Here is a 17,007-nt window from a genome sequence, read left to right on the forward strand (position 1 = left end):
ACATTATGGATGTACACACAACATCCGTTATCAAACCGCAAGTTGCGCCACAACTTGCGGTTTTATCTTGAATCACTCACCGTGATCACGTCACCTTTCAAATCAAACTGTACCGTCGCAGTCTCTCCAATCAAATGCAACACGTCCGCCACATCCGTGAAACGAGCGATAATCCCCGTGAAACGTTTCTTTCTCACGTCGTCATTCGCGTAGAAAACCTCCGTGTCATACCAGCGACACAAACGATCCATGATCTCCTCGATCGTCTCGTTCTGGAACACGAACTCCCCCGCCCGCCAAGCCGTGTAGTAGTACGGATCCACGTCCGTCACCTCGACTTCCTCCTTTTCGCGATTAAACTCGGCCATCTGGTTCGGCTGCAGGATGCTTTCCGTCCCCGTCGATTTCACCCGGATGCCCACTTTCCCTTCTACCAGCGTGGTCAGGATCTTCCCTTGATAATGCGTGTTCACGTTAAACGATGTCCCGTACACCTTCACCTCCATACCGTCCAGCACCACGTAGAACGGGCGTTCCGCATCCTTCTCCACCTCAAAATAGGCCTCCCCGGATAAAAAGACCGTTCTCCGCTCCTTCCCGAAAGCCACGGGATAACGAATCTCCGAATCGGAATTCAACCATACCCGCGTCCCGTCCGACAACGTGAGGGAATACTCTCCCGCCCGGGGAACGATCACTTTATTATACACCAGTTCCTCGGCCTCCTGTTTCGTGTAAACCAGCGATTGCTTTTCGGCTTTCGCCAGATTTCCCTCTATGCCGGTTTCAACCACCCGGGTCGTGTCCAGAAAATAGGTTCTCCCATTATGCAATTCCAGCACAGCACGCCCGCTACCCGGTTGCACCCGCTGGGCAATCACCACGTTTTTCTCCCGTCCTCCCATGTTCACCCACATCCCAACAACAATCGCCAAGGGCAAAATAACCGCCGCAGCATACCACACGCACCTCAGCGCCCTCCGGGATTTCACGTCCCCCTTCATCACGCGGGCCCGCCGCATCAACTCGCTTTTCTTTGCCGCCAACACGTCTCGATCTACCCCGACCGTGGCGTCCGTCTCTCCCCCTTCAAGCGCCCGGTGATAGAAATCCCGATGCCGGGAAGACGCCTCCAACCAGCTTTCCAACCTCTCCTGTTCCTCCCCGGACAACTCATCCCGGAAACTTTTCGAAATGACTTCCCAATCAATATGTATATTTTCTTTCTCCATGACTCTTCATCTTCATTACACCCTAAAGACAAACTCCCCCTCCAAAATGTTTACAAGAAGATGAATTATTTTTCGAAAAAAACGGTCTCGGTCAAAAATAAAATCACATCCCTATAAATACCCATTTCTCACGGATACAATCTCCCGTTGCCAGCCTGTTGCCCGACAGATAGGCGGTAAATAGGCGCTGTCGCCCCATGCTCGCCCCCTTGTCGCCCGATCATCGCCGCCATTTTAAGGAAAGAAAAGGATATTTAACTTGACAAACGGTCATTTCTGTCGTATCTTTATTCTACTATTTAGCTATCAACACGAATGAAACGGGAAGTGATAAGTAATTATTAATAATAGTAAAATTATGGTAGAAATTAAATCCGGTTTATTAAAAGACGCTCACGGGCGATATGATGGTATGGTTATATACCACAAAAGAGGAAAAACGTTCGGTCGCAAATTTCCCTCGTATGATGGCAACGCAGGTTCACCCACCCGAGCCCACCAAAACACCCGGTTATCATCGGTGGTAACCCTTTATCAATCCGTGAAGAACACGTTTTTGGTTTACTCGTGGAACAGGGAGGCGAACAACAGGAACATCGCTTCGGGATACAACCTTTTCGTCAAGGAGAATATCAATGCGTACGACACGGACTACAACATCGGGGATTTCGCCCTGTTAAAATTTACAGTGGGGGACTTACAAATGCCCTTCCATTTCCGGCAACAGGATGCCCCGGAAGGAATTCTCTCGATCAACTGGGAAACCACCCCGTGGATTCTTGACCGCAGAAACAAGGATGAACTCGTACTCGCCGTGATTTACGACAACGAACCTTTCCGGGTCCAAATCATCGAGAACACAGGCATCACCCGGAATGACGGGATCGCCAACATTCCTCTCGAACAACCAGGTGCAACAGAAGCTCATGTCTATGCCTTCTTCACGAATGCGGAGAGGGACTCATTCACGAATAGCCTTTACTACAAGATTAAGCTAAAGTGATCTGAATCCTTCAATCCAAAACCGTAAATCATAAATCTAAAATCAGTATGGCTATATTTCACTCACATATTTTCGATAACGCCTCCGGCTCCGTGGGGAACGTCACGATGTGCAAGTACAAGGGGAAGAGCATCGCCAAGGGAAAAATCTTTTTCAAAAAGAAAAAACAATCCCCGGCACAGGTCATCCAACAAACCCGCTTTAAGGCACTCTCCGACCTGTCCTACCATTTCTATGCGGCTATACAAGCCGGATTCCCCCGTCAATCTTGGTCCACCGCCCGAACCCGATTCATCGGGATGAATCAAAATGCCGTGAAAATTGACGCAGAAACCCTCGACGTCACGATCCGTCTGGAACGAGTGACCTGCACGACGGGAAACCTGACACCACCTGCGGTAGAAGTCCATATCCGGGAAAACGAACGCATCATCCGTGCGGAGTGGTTCCGTCAACCCCTCAGTCCCCTCGCCAAAGACGAGGACGATATATATCTAGTCATCCACGACACGAAAGAACAGGACACACTGGCCTACCCGCTGGGCAAACGAGGAGTACCCGGAACGAAAGAAATCCCTTTACACAAGGATTTTACCTCGGCCAACTGCGTCGCTTACGCGTTCGCCCTCTCCCCGGTGAACACGAGAGCCTCCGTGTCCAAATACACGAATATCATACTGGAATAATCACCGGTCCATGAAAATCCGACCGAGAGCGCAAAGAACAAGCACGTAGTCATACGTGGCAAACGCTTGTTTCAAGCGCTCCATTCCCCGGTGCAACTGGGCTTTCACGGTGTTCTCGTTCATATCGAGCCGGGCTGCAATTTCAGCATACTTGTACCCCTCGACGAAACGCAGAAGACAGACTTCCCTGCACTTTTCGGGCAACTCGTCAAGCACTTGCCGAATACGGGCAAGGAGTTCTTCATCATCTACCATATCCACGTTCTGCGACTCGATATAGGCCTCCATGTACTTACGATTATTACGATCTTCGATTTGCAGACTTTTCAGATAATTCAAACAACCATTACGAACGGATGCAAAAAGATAATGTTGAATGGAAGATGTTAACTCCAAACGTTCGGCATTCTCCCATATTTTCAGAAAAACATCCTGCACGATGTCATGCGCTTTATCAGAATCATAGATATACTTTTCCGCGAAAAGATACAACTTCTCGTAATATGTATCGAAAAGAACAGACAAAGCTGTTTCATCCCGACGTTTCAACCCCATAAGTATATCATCACTATCCATGCACTATTTTCACCTATTCCAAGGATTTATTACTCGCAAAGATAACGAATCATCAACAATATCAAACTTCTACACCTTATAAAATACGATACACCTTCCACTCTCGCCTAAAATCACGTTACTCCGGTCAAAGAACTACCATTCTCTCCACTCTTCCGTCACGTCCTCATCGGTCTTCAACCCGGCCACATTCACGGCCGTAATGATAAACTTACAAATATCTTCCCGCTGATCCGTCTCGATCAGTTCATACTCGCACTTCTCGTTCAAAACATTCAAAGCCAGCACAGTTTCTTTAACCTGTCCCATGATGATCTCCTTGTTTTCATCAGCCCGAGACAAAGCATCAATAAATTCCAACAGAATCTCCTCACAAGTCTTCACGTCTTTCTTCCCGTAAGCCGGAACAAATCCTTCCATCTCGTCATCTTCCTCTGGGATCAAGTACTCATACATTGAAGTCAATACATCTTCTCCCAAACTATTCTTTAAATCTTCCAAACTCATATCGTTTCTTATTTCAAATACTATGAACCTCCCAATTAATATTCAATCTTCAAAGTCATACCCTCCACGGCCACCCCTTTTGAGCGGGTAATCGGTAATTTTTGTTCTTCGCTGACACCTAATGTTTCCCCATCCCGTAACGTCACGTCCGAACCGATAACATAATAGGCTATTTCAAGCATGAATCCTTGTAATTCGGTCAAACTATGTTTATTTCCCAATATCTCGATCTCTTCTTTCCCGAAAGCTGTCATCCCGTACGTGTACACGTTATTTCCCTCCTCACTCTGGTACAGGCCGAAATACACCCAAGCCAACACGGGTAAGTTTTCCTCATCCTCCTTCATCATATTCGCCACCTCGATATAAAATTCCGGTTGGAACACGGTTCCGGAAACATAAACGCCAATAGCATTGGGCTGTCTCAGACAAGTAGCGATCACTTTCACGTGTAACTTACCCGCTTCCACCGGGGTCAAGCCATGGGCAAGAACCGCTACCAGCACGTGAGCCTTATGCGTTTTTGTTGTCTCAACGGCTTCCGGCCACATATAATTGGTTTCCGCATAATACTCGGCCTCTCCATCCGGAACTCTTGCCGGCATGAGACTGATCGCCACTAAAGTCTCACCGAGATAAAACACCCGGGTCGATTCGTCTGCATGCGCATCATCACTGGCCATATCTCCCGGTTTATCGGATGGTTCTATTCCCCACTCCGCCTTCAAATCTGCCATGACCTTATCCACGTCGAAACTCACCGAATTTAGCAACACGGACCCGCAAAAAGTTCCGGCCTTCTCCTCCCCGTTCTCAACTTTTCCATCGTCTTCCTCCACGCCCGTAACTTCAAAAAATGACAGCCCGTTGGAAATATCCTCGATCAACGAGGTAAATTCCTCGTCTCCCGGCATCAATGCCAAACCTCTCCCTGCAGCCTCTAGCGCCTCTTCGGTTCTTTGACATCCATACAATAATTTGCTGTACACCAACCATCCCCACGGGTAATCGGCCTCCACCGTCACCGCACGTTCGGCATACGGCAATGCCTCTTCCAATCTCATTTGATGCATTAAGGCCACGGCCATCCGGTAATTCCAAACACCACTTTCACGCCCTTGGTCTTCCACTTCACGCAACCACTCTTCCGCGTCCCGATAAAATCCCTGGTTCAAATAAGCATAAGCAAGACACAAAACCGCCTCGTAAAATTGACCGGGATTTTTCAGCTCCGGCAAAGCCTCCATAATTGCATCGTAATCTTCTTCTTCCGCCCAATCCCGGATCTGTTCCATTAACGCCTCAACACTCGGATATTCCATATTTCTATTGTTTAAATTATTATTACATCAAAAAAGCAAATAATAATGATGTAAGATCAGAATAGCCCCAACAGGCATGACAATCCCGAACAACGGGACAGGCCACACCGTAGCCGGAATGTCCGAAGACAGGTCTTTATCCTTCATACAACCTCTTTTTGCATCGCGGCAAATATAAAGGAATAAATTGGAAATGTACTCCCGGAAGTCTCTTATTTAAAATTTATTCCAGATTCTTTCCAGAATAAATTGCTATTTTTGTTCTACAAAATTTCAACGCCATGAAGATATTAATCATTGAAGACGAAAAAGACTTGCGAGAAGTGATGACCCGATCACTGGAGAAAGAACGTTTTGTCGTGGAGACAGCGGCAGACTATTCTACAGCCCTGCAAAAGATCAATGATTACGACTACGATTGTATCTTGCTGGATATTATGCTCCCCGGGGGTAGCGGACTTTCGATTCTGGAAGAGCTGAAGAAATTAAAGAAACGGGAAAGCGTGATCATCGTGTCGGCTAAGGATTCCATTGAAGACAAGGTTACGGGGCTTGACCTCGGTGCTGATGATTACCTCGCAAAACCATTCCACTTGGCAGAATTACACGCGAGGGTGAAATCCGTGATCCGACGCCATCAAACCGACGGGAATACCGAGATTGAAATTGAAAACCTAACCGTCCGTCCCGACGATCACACCGTGTTCATCAATGGAGAAGAGCTGAAACTCAATCGAAAAGAATTTGACTTGCTCTACTATTTTGTCACCAATCCGAACCGATTGATCAACAAAACGACATTGGCTGAATCCGTGTGGGGTGATAACATTGATCAAGCCGACAGTCTCGATTTCATCTATTCCCAGGTGAAAAATTTACGCAAAAAGATGAAAACCGCTGACGCTATCCCGGAAATAAAAGCCGTGTACGGGTTCGGCTATAAACTAATCACAACACCGGAAGCATGAAACTCATCCACCACACGATAAGCAAACTCTCGATCGTGATGATTATTATCCTCACGTTCTGGGCTGGCTTTTTCTTTTTTAGCATACTGGATGAAATTCTGGACGAGACGGATGATAGCTTGGAAAACTACAAGCATCTTATTATTCAACAGGTTTTGAGGGATACAGCCGCGATTAATAATAGTAGCGATTTAATGAGTCAATACTTCATAAAAGAAATACCTGAAGAGCAGGCTATTCATTACAAAGAACGATACTTTGACTCGACACGTTTTTACGAACTTGAATACGATTTTGATCCTGTACGAGTACTAAAGACAGCCTTTCGGGGAGAGGATAAAAAGTTTTACGAGTTAACGATCATGATCTCAACCCTGGAACAGGACGATATGATCGAGGCGATATTATGGTCGATCGTGATTCTGTATGTCTCGCTACTTGTTTGTATACTGATCGTTTTTGAGGTCGTTTTCAGAAAAAGCCTGGCCCCATTCTACAAACTACTGGGCTGGCTGAACAAATTTACCCTGGGCGGGAAAAATCCCCCATTGGAGAACCCTACCAAGATAAAAGAATTCCGCCAACTAAACGAGACGATACTTAAAATGACCCGGCGAAACGAAGAGATGTATTCCCAACAGAAACAATTCATTGAAAACGCATCCCACGAACTCCAGACCCCGTTAGCAATCTGCCGGAACAAGCTGGAATTATTGGCAGAACGGCCGGATTGCACGGAAGGACAACTGGAAGAAATCGAGGACATCCACCGGAATCTGGGACGTATCGTGAAACTCAATAAATCCCTGTTGCTCCTTTCCCGCATCGAGAATGGCCAATTCCACGAAACGAAAGAAGTGGAATTCAACCCGATCATAAAAGAACTCGTGGAAGATTTTCAAGAAATTTACGAGCATAAAAACCTGCACGTGGAAGTGGAAGAAAATGCCGCTTGTAAAGTTCACATGAATGAATCACTGGCAAATATATTAATCACGAACCTGTTGAAAAACGCCATGATACACACCCCGAACGAGGGAAGTATCACTATTCGCGTACAATCAACCGGAATCACCTTCACCAACAGCACGGATGGTCCCTCTTTGGATCAATCCCGCCTTTTCACTCGTTTCTATCAAGCCGACAACAAAAAAAGTGATTCCACCGGGCTAGGATTGGCAATTATCCAAAGCATCGTCCACCTTTACCATTTCCACATTTCCTACTCCTTCGATGGGAAACACCGATTCGATTTACGATTTTAATATATCATTCTGTGATTTCCGATTCAATGATTCCGTGATTAAAAAAGGCACACATTCACGGGGAAAAATCACTTAATCGGCAATCATCAAATCACAGAATCTTCAAATTTTTAAATCTAAAATAATTTCGATTCCCAAATCTTTCCAAAATCACCCCTTTACTTTGTTCTCAGAAATTAGAACAAAGAATACAAACATTAAAATTTATATGCCATGAAAACAAGAATGACCATTTTCGTTTCTTTATTGTTAGCCGGATTTGCTTTCACTAGCTGTGATGATAGTGACGATAACTACACGCCGGATGAAAAAATCGTGAACGTGCTATACGAAAAATACCCGAACGCACAGCGTGTCGACTGGGAATTACAACACGACCACTACGTGGCAGACTTCTATGACAACAACATCGAGAAGGAGGCATGGATCACCACCAAAGGGGAATGGGTGATGACTGAAAGCGACATATTGTTTAACAATCTCCCGGATGCCGTACAAACCGCATTCAACGAGTCGGAATACAAAGACTGGAGAGTGGATGACGTGGACATGCTGGAAAGAATTGAAATGGAAACCGTGTACGTGATCGAAGTTGAAAAAAGCAAACAGGAATTTGATTTATTCTACGCTGAAGACGGAACTTTAATAAAAGCGGTAGAAGACATTGACAACAACAACAATTATCAACCGAACACGGTTCCTGAAGTCCTGAAAAATTTCATTAACGAGAAATATCCACAAGCAACCATCGTGGACATTGAAGTCGAAAAAGGAATTACCGAGATCGACATCTTACACGAAAACAAAGCAAAAGAATTACACTTCAATAGTACTAACGAATGGTTATACACGACTTGGGATGTTAGAGAAAGAGAGATTCAAGACATTGCAACCAAAGTGCTGAATGATAACCCGGGATTCAAAATTGATGATATTGATTACAAAGAAAGCGCGGACGGAAGTGAAGTATACATCTTCGAATTGGAAAAAGGCAATCAAGAAATTCACGTAACAGTGGATATGGAGGGAAATGTTGTAAAATGATAGACAGGTAACATTTAAATTGCAGTAACGTAAAACAAGAGGATCTTAAATTAGAAATTATGAAAACAACATTAGTTACCGCACTAATCCTACTCTCCACCACGTTTGCTTTCAGTAGCTGCAAAGACAGCAGCTACACGCCGCCCCAAAACGTCGTGAGTGCCTTTAAAGCCAAATATCCCTCGGCAAAACGAGTAGAATGGGAAGTGAAAAACACGTATCAAGTGGCCGAATTCCATATCGACTTCACGGAAGTCGAGGCTTGGTTTGACAACAACGGCCAATGGGTGATGACCGAAAGTGACGTCAAATATAACTCCCTGCCCGTGGTGATCCGCAATAGTTTTAAATCCGGAGAATACGGGAGATGGGAAGTAGAAGATGTTGACAAGCTGGAAAGAGCCGGGATGGAGACAATTTACATTATCGAGGCAGAACTCGGGGAACAAGAAGTTGCCTTGCACTACTTGGAAAATGGAACGCTGGTAAAAACCCTTATGGATAACGATGGACGGGGATATCAACCGGAGAGCGCACCCAAAACAATCCTACAATTCATTCAGCAGAAATACCCACAGGCCAATATCGTGGAAATCGATCAGGATAAAGGGTTACTAAAGATTGATATTATTGATCAACAAATCATGAAAGAAGTCGTGTTCAACCACCAGAATCAATGGGTTGTCACCACTTGGGAAGTTTCACACAATAATGTACCAGCCAACGTGATGAATGTACTGAAAACTTCTTCCTACGCGAATTACCGGATTGATGACATTGATTATGAAGAAAGAGAAGACGGTTCGCTCGTTTACATTTTTGAAGTTGAACAAGGGGATCGGGAATTCGATGTCACGATAGATGCCAACAATCTCAAGATTGTATCCGCAATACCAAAGAATTAATAAACGAAAGGGTGCAAAAGTTCGTAAGGTTTGTAAAGTTATAAGGTTTATCCCTCGGACTGAATCCATCGGCAACAAAGTTGCCGTAGATAAGGCGCCCGCTAGGGTCAATGGACTTTATGAACTTTTAGAATCGAAGGTTCTACTTTATAAACTTTACAAACGAGGGGGCAAAAGATTTTTGCCCCCTCTTATTTTTCTTACAAGTGTAATTTCACTTCTACCGGTTTCTCTTTCACTTTCACTTCTTCACCAACCCACTGACCGTTTTTATCGAAATAATTCAAAGTATACACTTTATTTTTTTCCACCATAAATTCCAACACGTCATTCATATCCTGTCTAGGTCCGGCAGTACGTCCACCACCGATTTGATCTTTACCGCAGAAAATATCCACGTTGGCAGCTACCCGATCATCAGATTTACGCATATTGCGTTTATCTTTAAACATCATGACTTTTAGAGGTACGTAATTTCCTCCGGCCAATTGAGATTGATAAACCTCTTGATAAATATCCAGATAACGTTGAGTGACATTGATAGCAGGCACGTACTTAATATTAAAATCCCAAACTAACGGGAAACTCTCCCCCGTCGGTTTAAAAGAAGAGGCCCAGATTGCGTGCATACGATCTTTGGGATCAGCTTTCCCGGCATCGGCAAGGAACCAAGAACGATCGAGCTCGTTCGGGTAATACTCGGTAAAATACCATTTACCGTCCAACCAAACCTCGCACCAGTTATGATTCCCTCGGTTATCATGCCAGTTGGCAGTCCCGGCAATACGGGAAGGAATACCCACTGACCGCAAAGCATCAGTCAATAAAATAGACAAACCGCTACAAGAAGCCATTCCCTGACGAATAGACTCCGAGGGATTCTGATCAGGTTTCTCACGGGCCGTGTTATAATCCACCTTCACTTCATCCCGGATGTTCTTGTTCACGGCTTTAATTGCCTCTTCCAATGTTTTACAATTCTCCACATAAGGAGCGAATCTCTTGTAGAAATCGGCACGCCATTGATCTCTCTCCTCGTTCAGTGAAGCGTAAGGCAACACGTCATTCAAGAAAATAGAATCCGGCACACTCTTCGCCCAGGCAAAACGGTTACGAGCTTCATAGGCCAATTTCACATTCGACAACAAATCATCCCCTTTCATCGTTTTCAAATCTCGCTCCGGCATATAAGAAATCAAAAAGGCCACGCCTTCCTTCATTTCCGGAGTAGCACTTTCCAACGCCTTTGCCAATTCCGGCTGATTCGTTCCCGACGTTTCTAAAGCTTTGTCCAACAAAGCATGATATTTTTCCGGCACTCCCGGATACTTCGCACATGCAAAGCACATGCAACACAACAACAAGATAAATGTACTTCTCATAAATTAATATTGTTTATTACTAAAGTATTTCATGAACTGGGCTCTTTCATAAAGATCCGGGTTCTCGATGGACGAATAGGAAAGCATTCCCCGGTAATCCCCGATTGTCTTGAAAGCTTTCGAGTCCATCCATTTCCCGATAAAATTATTTATATCCTCGATCACGTGAATACCCTTCTCGTAAAGAACAGAACAAACTTGAACCGTTGTCGCACCTGCCAACAATAACTTCACGGCAGCCTCACCACCATGCACGCCCGTGGATGCAGAAATTTCCAACTTCTTATCCTTCCCAGCCAAAATACCGGTCCATCTCAAGGTTGTCCTCAATTCGGCAGCCGTACTAAACACGGATGCGGCCCCCATCTCCAATGTATTAATATTTATATCCGGCTCGTAGAATCGATTGAATAACGTGGTCGCGTTCGCCCCGTAAGCCTTGATTTTATCCACGAAAGCGGAAAGGTTCGTAAAATAATGACTGATCTTAACGGAAACAGGTATCTTTATCTGGCTCTTGATGGATTTCACGATCTCGAAATACACGTTCTCCACTTCCGCACTCTCCTTAAACTCGTTCACCGGCAAAATAAAAACATTCAACTCCAGTGCATCCGCCCCGGCCTCTTCCAACTGGCGGGCAAACGAAACCCATTCTCCACCACTAAAGCAGTTCACACTGGCAATCACGGGTATCGTCAAACGACTCTTGGCATTACGAACCAATTCCACGTACTTCTGTATCGTGTTGGAACGAATGTACGCCTTGATATAATCCTCGGCCTCCGGGTAAGCATCACCCATCCCGTAACCGGCCTTGAACACACCGGAAGTCTCCTCGTTAATCTGTTCCTCGAAAATAGATTTCAACACCACGGCTCCCACTCCTGCTTTCTCCATCTCGACCATCTTCTCCACGTCGGACGTTAAACCGCAACTTCCCGCGATAATCGGACTCCGTAACTCCAGTCCCATGTATTTCGTCTTCAAATCTGCCATAATGATTTATTTAAATAGTTAATAATGAATCTTTCAAATTATATATTCGCGTAATTTCTCGCCCCGAAGATGGAACTCCCCACGCGCACCATCGTACTTCCTTCCTCCACGGCTATCCGGTAATCACCGGACATCCCCATGGATAATTCCTTGAATTCGGGGTTTCCCGCAAAATAAGTTACCTTCAACTCGTCAAAAATCTCTTTCAGGTGATGAAATTCCCGTCTGACCTGCATCTCATCATCCGTGTTCGTCGCCATCCCCATCACGCCCACGATCTTCACGTTCTTCATCTGCCTGTAAGCATCACTCTCCAAGAGGGCTTTCGCCTCCTCCATATCCAACCCGAACTTAGTTTCCTCACTGGCTATATAAAATTGCAGCAGGCAAGGGATCACCCGGTCATGTTTCTTTCCCTCCTTGTCAATTGTCTCCAGCAATTTCAAGCTCTCCACGCCATGAATCAAAGAAACGAAAGCGGCCATATACTTCACTTTATTCGTTTGTAAATGACCGATCATGTGCCATTCTATATCTTTGGGAAGTATCTCGTACTTCTCCGCCAGTTCCTGTACCCGGTTTTCCCCGAATACTCTCTGCCCTGCCCCGTATGCCTCCTCTATCGCCTCCACGGGCTTTGTTTTCGATACGGCTACTAATTTTACCCCTTCCGGTAAACTACCGGCAATCTCTTTCAAATTTTCTACAATACTGCTCATTCCTTTTCAACATTTAACATGCCCTTGAAATACTACGGACGTTACAAATATAACGTAAAATCAGGATATAATGTCAGGATACAAGCGTTAAAAATTAACGTTTATATTCTTCCGTTACAGGTTCTCGGGTCACAAGTTGCAAGTTAATTGAATTTTATCCGTGGATGACATTCCCTCGGCCCGGAGAACAGGAAAAGTAAAAAACGTTTCATGTTCTTCTACTCTCACGGAATTTTGTTAATTTTGAATCTTGAAAAAGTGGAAACATGCACAGGTATTTTATTGAATTAGCATATAACGGAAGTGGATATAACGGTTGGCAGATACAACCCAATGCCCCCTCTGTCCAAGAAGAAATCAACAAGGCACTCTCCCTCTTGCTGAAACAGGAAATCAACGTGACCGGGGCCGGACGAACGGACACGGGAGTACACGCCTCGTTTTTCGTGGCCCACTTCGAGAGTGATATTGCCATTTCTCACACGAAAGCCTTGGCTGACAAACTTAATCGTTTCTTGGGAAAAAACATCGCAATCAAAGATATTTACGCCGTACAGCCTGACATGCACGCTCGATTTTCGGCTATCTCGCGTACGTATAAATATTATATCAATAAAAACAAGAATCCGTTTACTTACCCGTTTGCCTACCGACCACACCCCCTACCGGACATCCGGTTAATGAACAATGCTTGCGAACTTCTCCTGCATTACAAGGATTTCACCAGCTTCTCCAAATTACACACGGATGTAAAAACGAACATCTGCCATTTGATGGAGGCCAACTGGAAAGAAACGGATGAACAACTTGTATTCACGATCAAAGCCGATCGTTTCCTGCGTAACATGGTACGTGCCATCGTGGGAACATTGTTGGATGTAGGGCAAGGACGTATCACGCTGGAACAATTCCAACAGATTATTGAAAGCAAGGATCGATGCAAAGCAGGAACTTCCGTTCCCGGCAATGCCTTGTTTCTTTGTGACATTGAATATCCCCCGTGTAAACTATAATACTGAAACACATGAAAACAAAACTATTCATCATATCCTTTTTCCTGTTTTTACTCACGACGAGTACTTCTGCCTCCGTCAAGTTATCCAAAGATGCCACGATCAGCATTCTGACGTGTTCCCCGGGTAACGAACTTTACTCGCTGTTCGGACACACGGGCATCCGGGTAGTGGACAAAGCAAACAACATGGATATTGTTTTCAATTACGGGACGTTTGATTTTGCAACCCAGGGATTCTATTTCAAATTTGCACGTGGCCTACTCCCCTACCAATTATCGTGTTCCGAATTTCGTCGTTTTTTATCTTCCTACATTTATGACGAGCGTAGCGTGTATTCCCAGACCTTAAATTTGGATTCCATTCAAAAGCAATACTTGATGGACTTGCTCGTTGAAAATTATGAACCTGCAAACCGGGAATACCTCTACAACTTTCTATATGACAATTGTTCAACCCGGGTTCGGGACATCATTGAGAAAAGTACAGGCAATCAAATCACATGGATTGCTCAGCCTTCCACGAAAAGTTTTTGGAATCTTCTGGATGAATATCTAGGTCGTTCCCCGTGGATTCAATGGGGTATTCACACGATCCTCGGCTCTCCCGCAACCTCCACGGCTACCATCCGGGAACAAATGTTTCTTCCCGATTACCTCATGTATCGTTTAGATTCCGCGGCATATAATGGAACTCCACTCGTGCAGCCGATAGAGACAATATATGAAGCACCGGAGCAGGATCTTTCAACACCCTGGTACTTCTCCCCGTTCTTTGTTTTTGCCATTTGTACGCTTGCACTCATTTTACTTTTACAAAAGGTAAAAAGCCGCCGTTTGCTAAAAGCTATCGCTATTCCCTTCTTTATCGCGACAGGCGTTGTCGGGTGTCTCATCGTCTTTTTGTGCTTCTTCACGAAACATCCCACGATGTTCCCCAATTTTAATGCCTTCTGGGCAAACCCATTAAACCTCATCGCCGCTTTCTTTCTCGGTAAACGCACTCTACCGTGGATCATCAATAAATACTTGTTCATCTACCTCTATCTCTTGATTATCGGCTTTTTGCTATGGTTCCTGTTCGTTCCGGCAGTTCCCTATGCTTCCATGGTCATTATGGTATGGATGATATACCTCTGCATCCGTCTTCGACAAAGCGGGAAATAATATTTTTCGAGATTCTTTGCCTCAGCTCTTGCAGATTGAAATAAAACCTCTATATTTGCACTCGCAATTCAGCGATGGTGCCATAGCTCAGTTGGTAGAGCAAAGGACTGAAAATCCTTGTGTCACTGGTTCGATTCCAGTTGGCACCACTGAAAATGAGAGAGTTACAAAAGTGGCTCTCTTTTCTTTTTGCCTCAAATACCGACATTTTAAGATCAAAGTTAAACCAAGAGTTAAACCGAAAATCGACATGAGCGAAGGTATTAACATCTTGTGTTACAAATCAAAAACACTTGCAAATGGAGAACACCCTTTAATGGTTAGAGTCTGTAAAGACGGAAAAAAGAAGTATGTGAGTTTAGGAGTATCTGTTAATCCAAAGTATTGGGATTTTATAAAGAACAAACCGAAAGCAAACTGTCCTAATAAAGAACAGATCGAGAAACTTATCATTAACAAGGCAAAAGCGTATAATGATCACGTGATCGAGTTAAAGGCTGAAAACAAGGACTTCACCCCGACTTCATTAATTGAAAAGGTTACAAACACGACTAAAAGGCTAACAGTAGGAGAACTATTCCTGCAACAGATTGTTTTATTCAAAAAAGAGGAAAGGCTAGCTTATGCCGCATCATACAAGCAAACGTATAATTCATTACTAGAATACAACAAGCACTTGGATGTATTCTTCTCTGACATTAACGAACAATGGTTGAAAAGCTACGAGGCATGGTTAAGAACCAAAGAGATAGCGACCAACACTATTGGTATTCGTTTTAGAAATATCCGAGCGGTTTACAATATCGCTATAAAAGGGGGACACGTGAAAGCAGAACACTATCCGTTTAAAGATTACAAGGTGTCAAAACTACACGAGGCTACCCCGAAACGGGCAATAGTGAAAGATAACGTGAAAAAGATCATTAACGAGGCTCCCACAAACAACGCATACAAGGAACTTGCGGTAGATTTATTCACATTCTCCTACTTCACGGGAGGTATCAACTTTACAGATATGGCACGTATCAAACACGATAACATCATGGACGGACGTTTGGCGTACAAGCGGAAAAAGACAAAGAAGTTGATCCAATTACCGTTGCAACCTAAAGCTATCGAGATCATCAATAAATACAGATCACCCGATAGCCCGTATATCTTCCCGATCCTGTCACCATTTCACAAAACGGAACAACAGAAGATAAACAGGATTCACAAAGTAATTGGCAAAGTGAACAAGCATTTGAAAAAATTAGGTGCGGAATTAGAACTTGACAAGAAACTAACTACATACGTTGCCCGACACTCATTTTCAACCGCCCTAAAACGATCGGGAGTTAGTACATCACTCATTTGTGAGGCTCTCGGTCATAGTTCGGAGAAAGTAACCCAAATCTACCTCGATAGTTTCGAGAACACGCAAATGGAGGCTGCAATGAGCAACTTACTATAAACAATAATACCGTTTCTCCAATTTCGGGGAAACGGTTAGATAAAGAAAGAGATTTCCCCCCAATTAAATCGCCAGCGAGGGGGAAATCTCTATAATTTAGTCAAAGAATAGACTACTCGGTCTTACTTTTCTCTTCCACTTCTTTAATTACTCGTGTAATGATCTCGGTAAGACGAGCTGCCTCTGAACATTGCCACTCGGATGGACTACTTGTTACAGACCCGAATTTAGCTTCCGCCATTTTCGCTTCTGAAATGACTGTTTCTTTCAATGCATCAAGTTTATCTTTATAGACAACATCAATGCCTCTATTCAACACATCATCCACTTGTTTCGTCCCAGCCATTGCGATATTCTGAGCCGCCGCAAATGGCGACAAACCGAACTTCACGCAGTCTGCATGAAACTTGATATTCGGCAACAACTTCGTAAACATTATATCTCTTAAGATAGAGGTATACTGTTTCAAGGTTATACCTTCCGTATCTTGAACCGCCCTTTTAAGAACAACCCTTTTGGTTTCCTCATTCTGCACCACTTGTTTCGCAAGGCTACGAGCGTATCGCTCGTTTACAAGCGGGAAAGGGTTCTTTATTCTTACGAAATTTCCCCTCATTGCTTTACGCCTTTGCTTTTCCAAGTATTCGGTTACTACTTCTTTAACATCAATCTCATTTACGATGCTATTGGTGGAAAATCCGCACTAATTTGGCCCTTCTTTTCCAATAGAACTTGGTCCTTGAAATCCACTCGAAATTGACCCGGTT

Annotated in this window: 17 protein-coding genes and 1 tRNA gene; 10 read left to right on the top strand and 8 right to left on the bottom strand. The window is 44.3% G+C overall.

The window, feature by feature from the left end:
- Nucleotides 1-62 precede the first annotated feature (62 nt).
- On the bottom strand, nucleotides 63-1,232 hold the full coding sequence (locus I2I33_RS15645) for a FecR family protein (protein ID WP_087420482.1): 1,170 nt from the start codon (nucleotides 1,230-1,232) through the stop codon (nucleotides 63-65).
- A 358-nt stretch (nucleotides 1,233-1,590) separates the two neighbouring features.
- Between I2I33_RS15645 and I2I33_RS15650 the strand changes: the two genes are divergently transcribed.
- On the top strand, nucleotides 1,591-2,235 hold the full coding sequence (locus I2I33_RS15650; RefSeq protein ID WP_087420483.1) for a hypothetical protein: 645 nt from the start codon (nucleotides 1,591-1,593) through the stop codon (nucleotides 2,233-2,235).
- A gap of 47 nt (nucleotides 2,236-2,282) precedes the next feature.
- Complete coding sequence (locus tag I2I33_RS15655; RefSeq protein WP_087420484.1) at nucleotides 2,283-2,921, top strand: hypothetical protein; 639 nt, start codon at nucleotides 2,283-2,285, stop codon at nucleotides 2,919-2,921.
- Here I2I33_RS15655 and I2I33_RS15660 read toward each other — a convergent pair whose 3' ends face one another.
- The 3 genes from I2I33_RS15660 to I2I33_RS15670 form a co-directional block, all read right to left on the bottom strand.
- Complete coding sequence (locus tag I2I33_RS15660; RefSeq protein WP_087420485.1) at nucleotides 2,922-3,497, bottom strand: RNA polymerase sigma-70 factor; 576 nt, start codon at nucleotides 3,495-3,497, stop codon at nucleotides 2,922-2,924.
- A gap of 135 nt (nucleotides 3,498-3,632) precedes the next feature.
- Nucleotides 3,633-4,004 carry a hypothetical protein gene (locus tag I2I33_RS15665; protein WP_087420486.1) on the bottom strand — a complete coding sequence of 124 codons (372 nt, stop codon included), beginning with the start codon at nucleotides 4,002-4,004 and terminating at the stop codon, nucleotides 3,633-3,635.
- Nucleotides 4,005-4,039: 35 nt separating this feature from the next.
- On the bottom strand, nucleotides 4,040-5,326 hold the full coding sequence (locus I2I33_RS15670; protein ID WP_229128335.1) for a DUF4261 domain-containing protein: 1,287 nt from the start codon (nucleotides 5,324-5,326) through the stop codon (nucleotides 4,040-4,042).
- A gap of 281 nt (nucleotides 5,327-5,607) precedes the next feature.
- Between I2I33_RS15670 and I2I33_RS15675 the strand changes: the two genes are divergently transcribed.
- The 4 genes from I2I33_RS15675 to I2I33_RS15690 all read left to right on the top strand — a co-directional run bounded on the left by I2I33_RS15675 (nucleotide 5,608) and on the right by I2I33_RS15690 (nucleotide 9,508).
- Nucleotides 5,608-6,294 (top strand): response regulator transcription factor, encoded by a 687-nt coding sequence (locus I2I33_RS15675; protein WP_087420487.1) that lies wholly within the window; start codon nucleotides 5,608-5,610, stop codon nucleotides 6,292-6,294.
- Complete coding sequence (locus tag I2I33_RS15680) at nucleotides 6,291-7,559, top strand: sensor histidine kinase (protein ID WP_087420488.1); 1,269 nt, start codon at nucleotides 6,291-6,293, stop codon at nucleotides 7,557-7,559. Before I2I33_RS15675 ends, I2I33_RS15680 begins: the two co-directional genes overlap by 4 nt.
- Nucleotides 7,560-7,772: 213 nt before the next feature.
- A complete protein-coding gene (locus I2I33_RS15685; RefSeq protein WP_087420489.1) occupies nucleotides 7,773-8,603 on the top strand; it encodes a PepSY-like domain-containing protein in 831 nt (276 codons plus the stop codon).
- 59 nt (nucleotides 8,604-8,662) lie between these two features.
- Nucleotides 8,663-9,508, top strand: a complete 846-nt coding sequence (locus I2I33_RS15690; RefSeq protein WP_087420490.1) for a PepSY-like domain-containing protein — start codon at nucleotides 8,663-8,665, stop codon at nucleotides 9,506-9,508.
- Nucleotides 9,509-9,708: 200 nt separating this feature from the next.
- Here I2I33_RS15690 and I2I33_RS15695 read toward each other — a convergent pair whose 3' ends face one another.
- From I2I33_RS15695 to I2I33_RS15705, 3 genes are read right to left on the bottom strand one after another with little or no spacing between them, the layout of a single operon-like run.
- Nucleotides 9,709-10,890, bottom strand: coding sequence for a transglutaminase-like domain-containing protein (locus tag I2I33_RS15695; protein ID WP_087420491.1), 1,182 nt, complete (start codon nucleotides 10,888-10,890; stop codon nucleotides 9,709-9,711).
- 3 nt (nucleotides 10,891-10,893) lie between these two features.
- On the bottom strand, nucleotides 10,894-11,889 hold the full coding sequence (locus I2I33_RS15700; protein ID WP_087420492.1) for a dihydroorotate dehydrogenase-like protein: 996 nt from the start codon (nucleotides 11,887-11,889) through the stop codon (nucleotides 10,894-10,896).
- A 38-nt stretch (nucleotides 11,890-11,927) separates the two neighbouring features.
- Complete coding sequence (locus tag I2I33_RS15705; protein ID WP_087420493.1) at nucleotides 11,928-12,608, bottom strand: YggS family pyridoxal phosphate-dependent enzyme; 681 nt, start codon at nucleotides 12,606-12,608, stop codon at nucleotides 11,928-11,930.
- Between the two features lie 266 nt (nucleotides 12,609-12,874).
- On the opposite strand from I2I33_RS15705, the gene truA reads away from it, so the two are divergent.
- The 4 genes from truA to I2I33_RS15725 all read left to right on the top strand — a co-directional run bounded on the left by truA (nucleotide 12,875) and on the right by I2I33_RS15725 (nucleotide 16,240).
- Complete coding sequence (gene truA / locus I2I33_RS15710; RefSeq protein ID WP_087420494.1) at nucleotides 12,875-13,621, top strand: tRNA pseudouridine(38-40) synthase TruA; 747 nt, start codon at nucleotides 12,875-12,877, stop codon at nucleotides 13,619-13,621.
- Nucleotides 13,622-13,632: 11 nt separating this feature from the next.
- A complete protein-coding gene (locus I2I33_RS15715) occupies nucleotides 13,633-14,787 on the top strand; it encodes a DUF4105 domain-containing protein (protein ID WP_087420495.1) in 1,155 nt (384 codons plus the stop codon).
- Between the two features lie 76 nt (nucleotides 14,788-14,863).
- Nucleotides 14,864-14,936, top strand: a tRNA-Phe gene (locus I2I33_RS15720).
- Between the two features lie 101 nt (nucleotides 14,937-15,037).
- Nucleotides 15,038-16,240, top strand: coding sequence for a site-specific integrase (locus I2I33_RS15725; RefSeq protein ID WP_140402567.1), 1,203 nt, complete (start codon nucleotides 15,038-15,040; stop codon nucleotides 16,238-16,240).
- A 112-nt stretch (nucleotides 16,241-16,352) separates the two neighbouring features.
- Here I2I33_RS15725 and I2I33_RS15730 read toward each other — a convergent pair whose 3' ends face one another.
- A complete protein-coding gene (locus I2I33_RS15730) occupies nucleotides 16,353-16,856 on the bottom strand; it encodes a hypothetical protein (protein WP_087420497.1) in 504 nt (167 codons plus the stop codon).
- Nucleotides 16,857-17,007 lie beyond the last annotated feature (151 nt).

Source organism: Butyricimonas sp. BSD2780061689_150309_C8, assembly GCF_015560935.1.
GTDB classification, from domain to species: domain Bacteria; phylum Bacteroidota; class Bacteroidia; order Bacteroidales; family Marinifilaceae; genus Butyricimonas; species Butyricimonas paravirosa.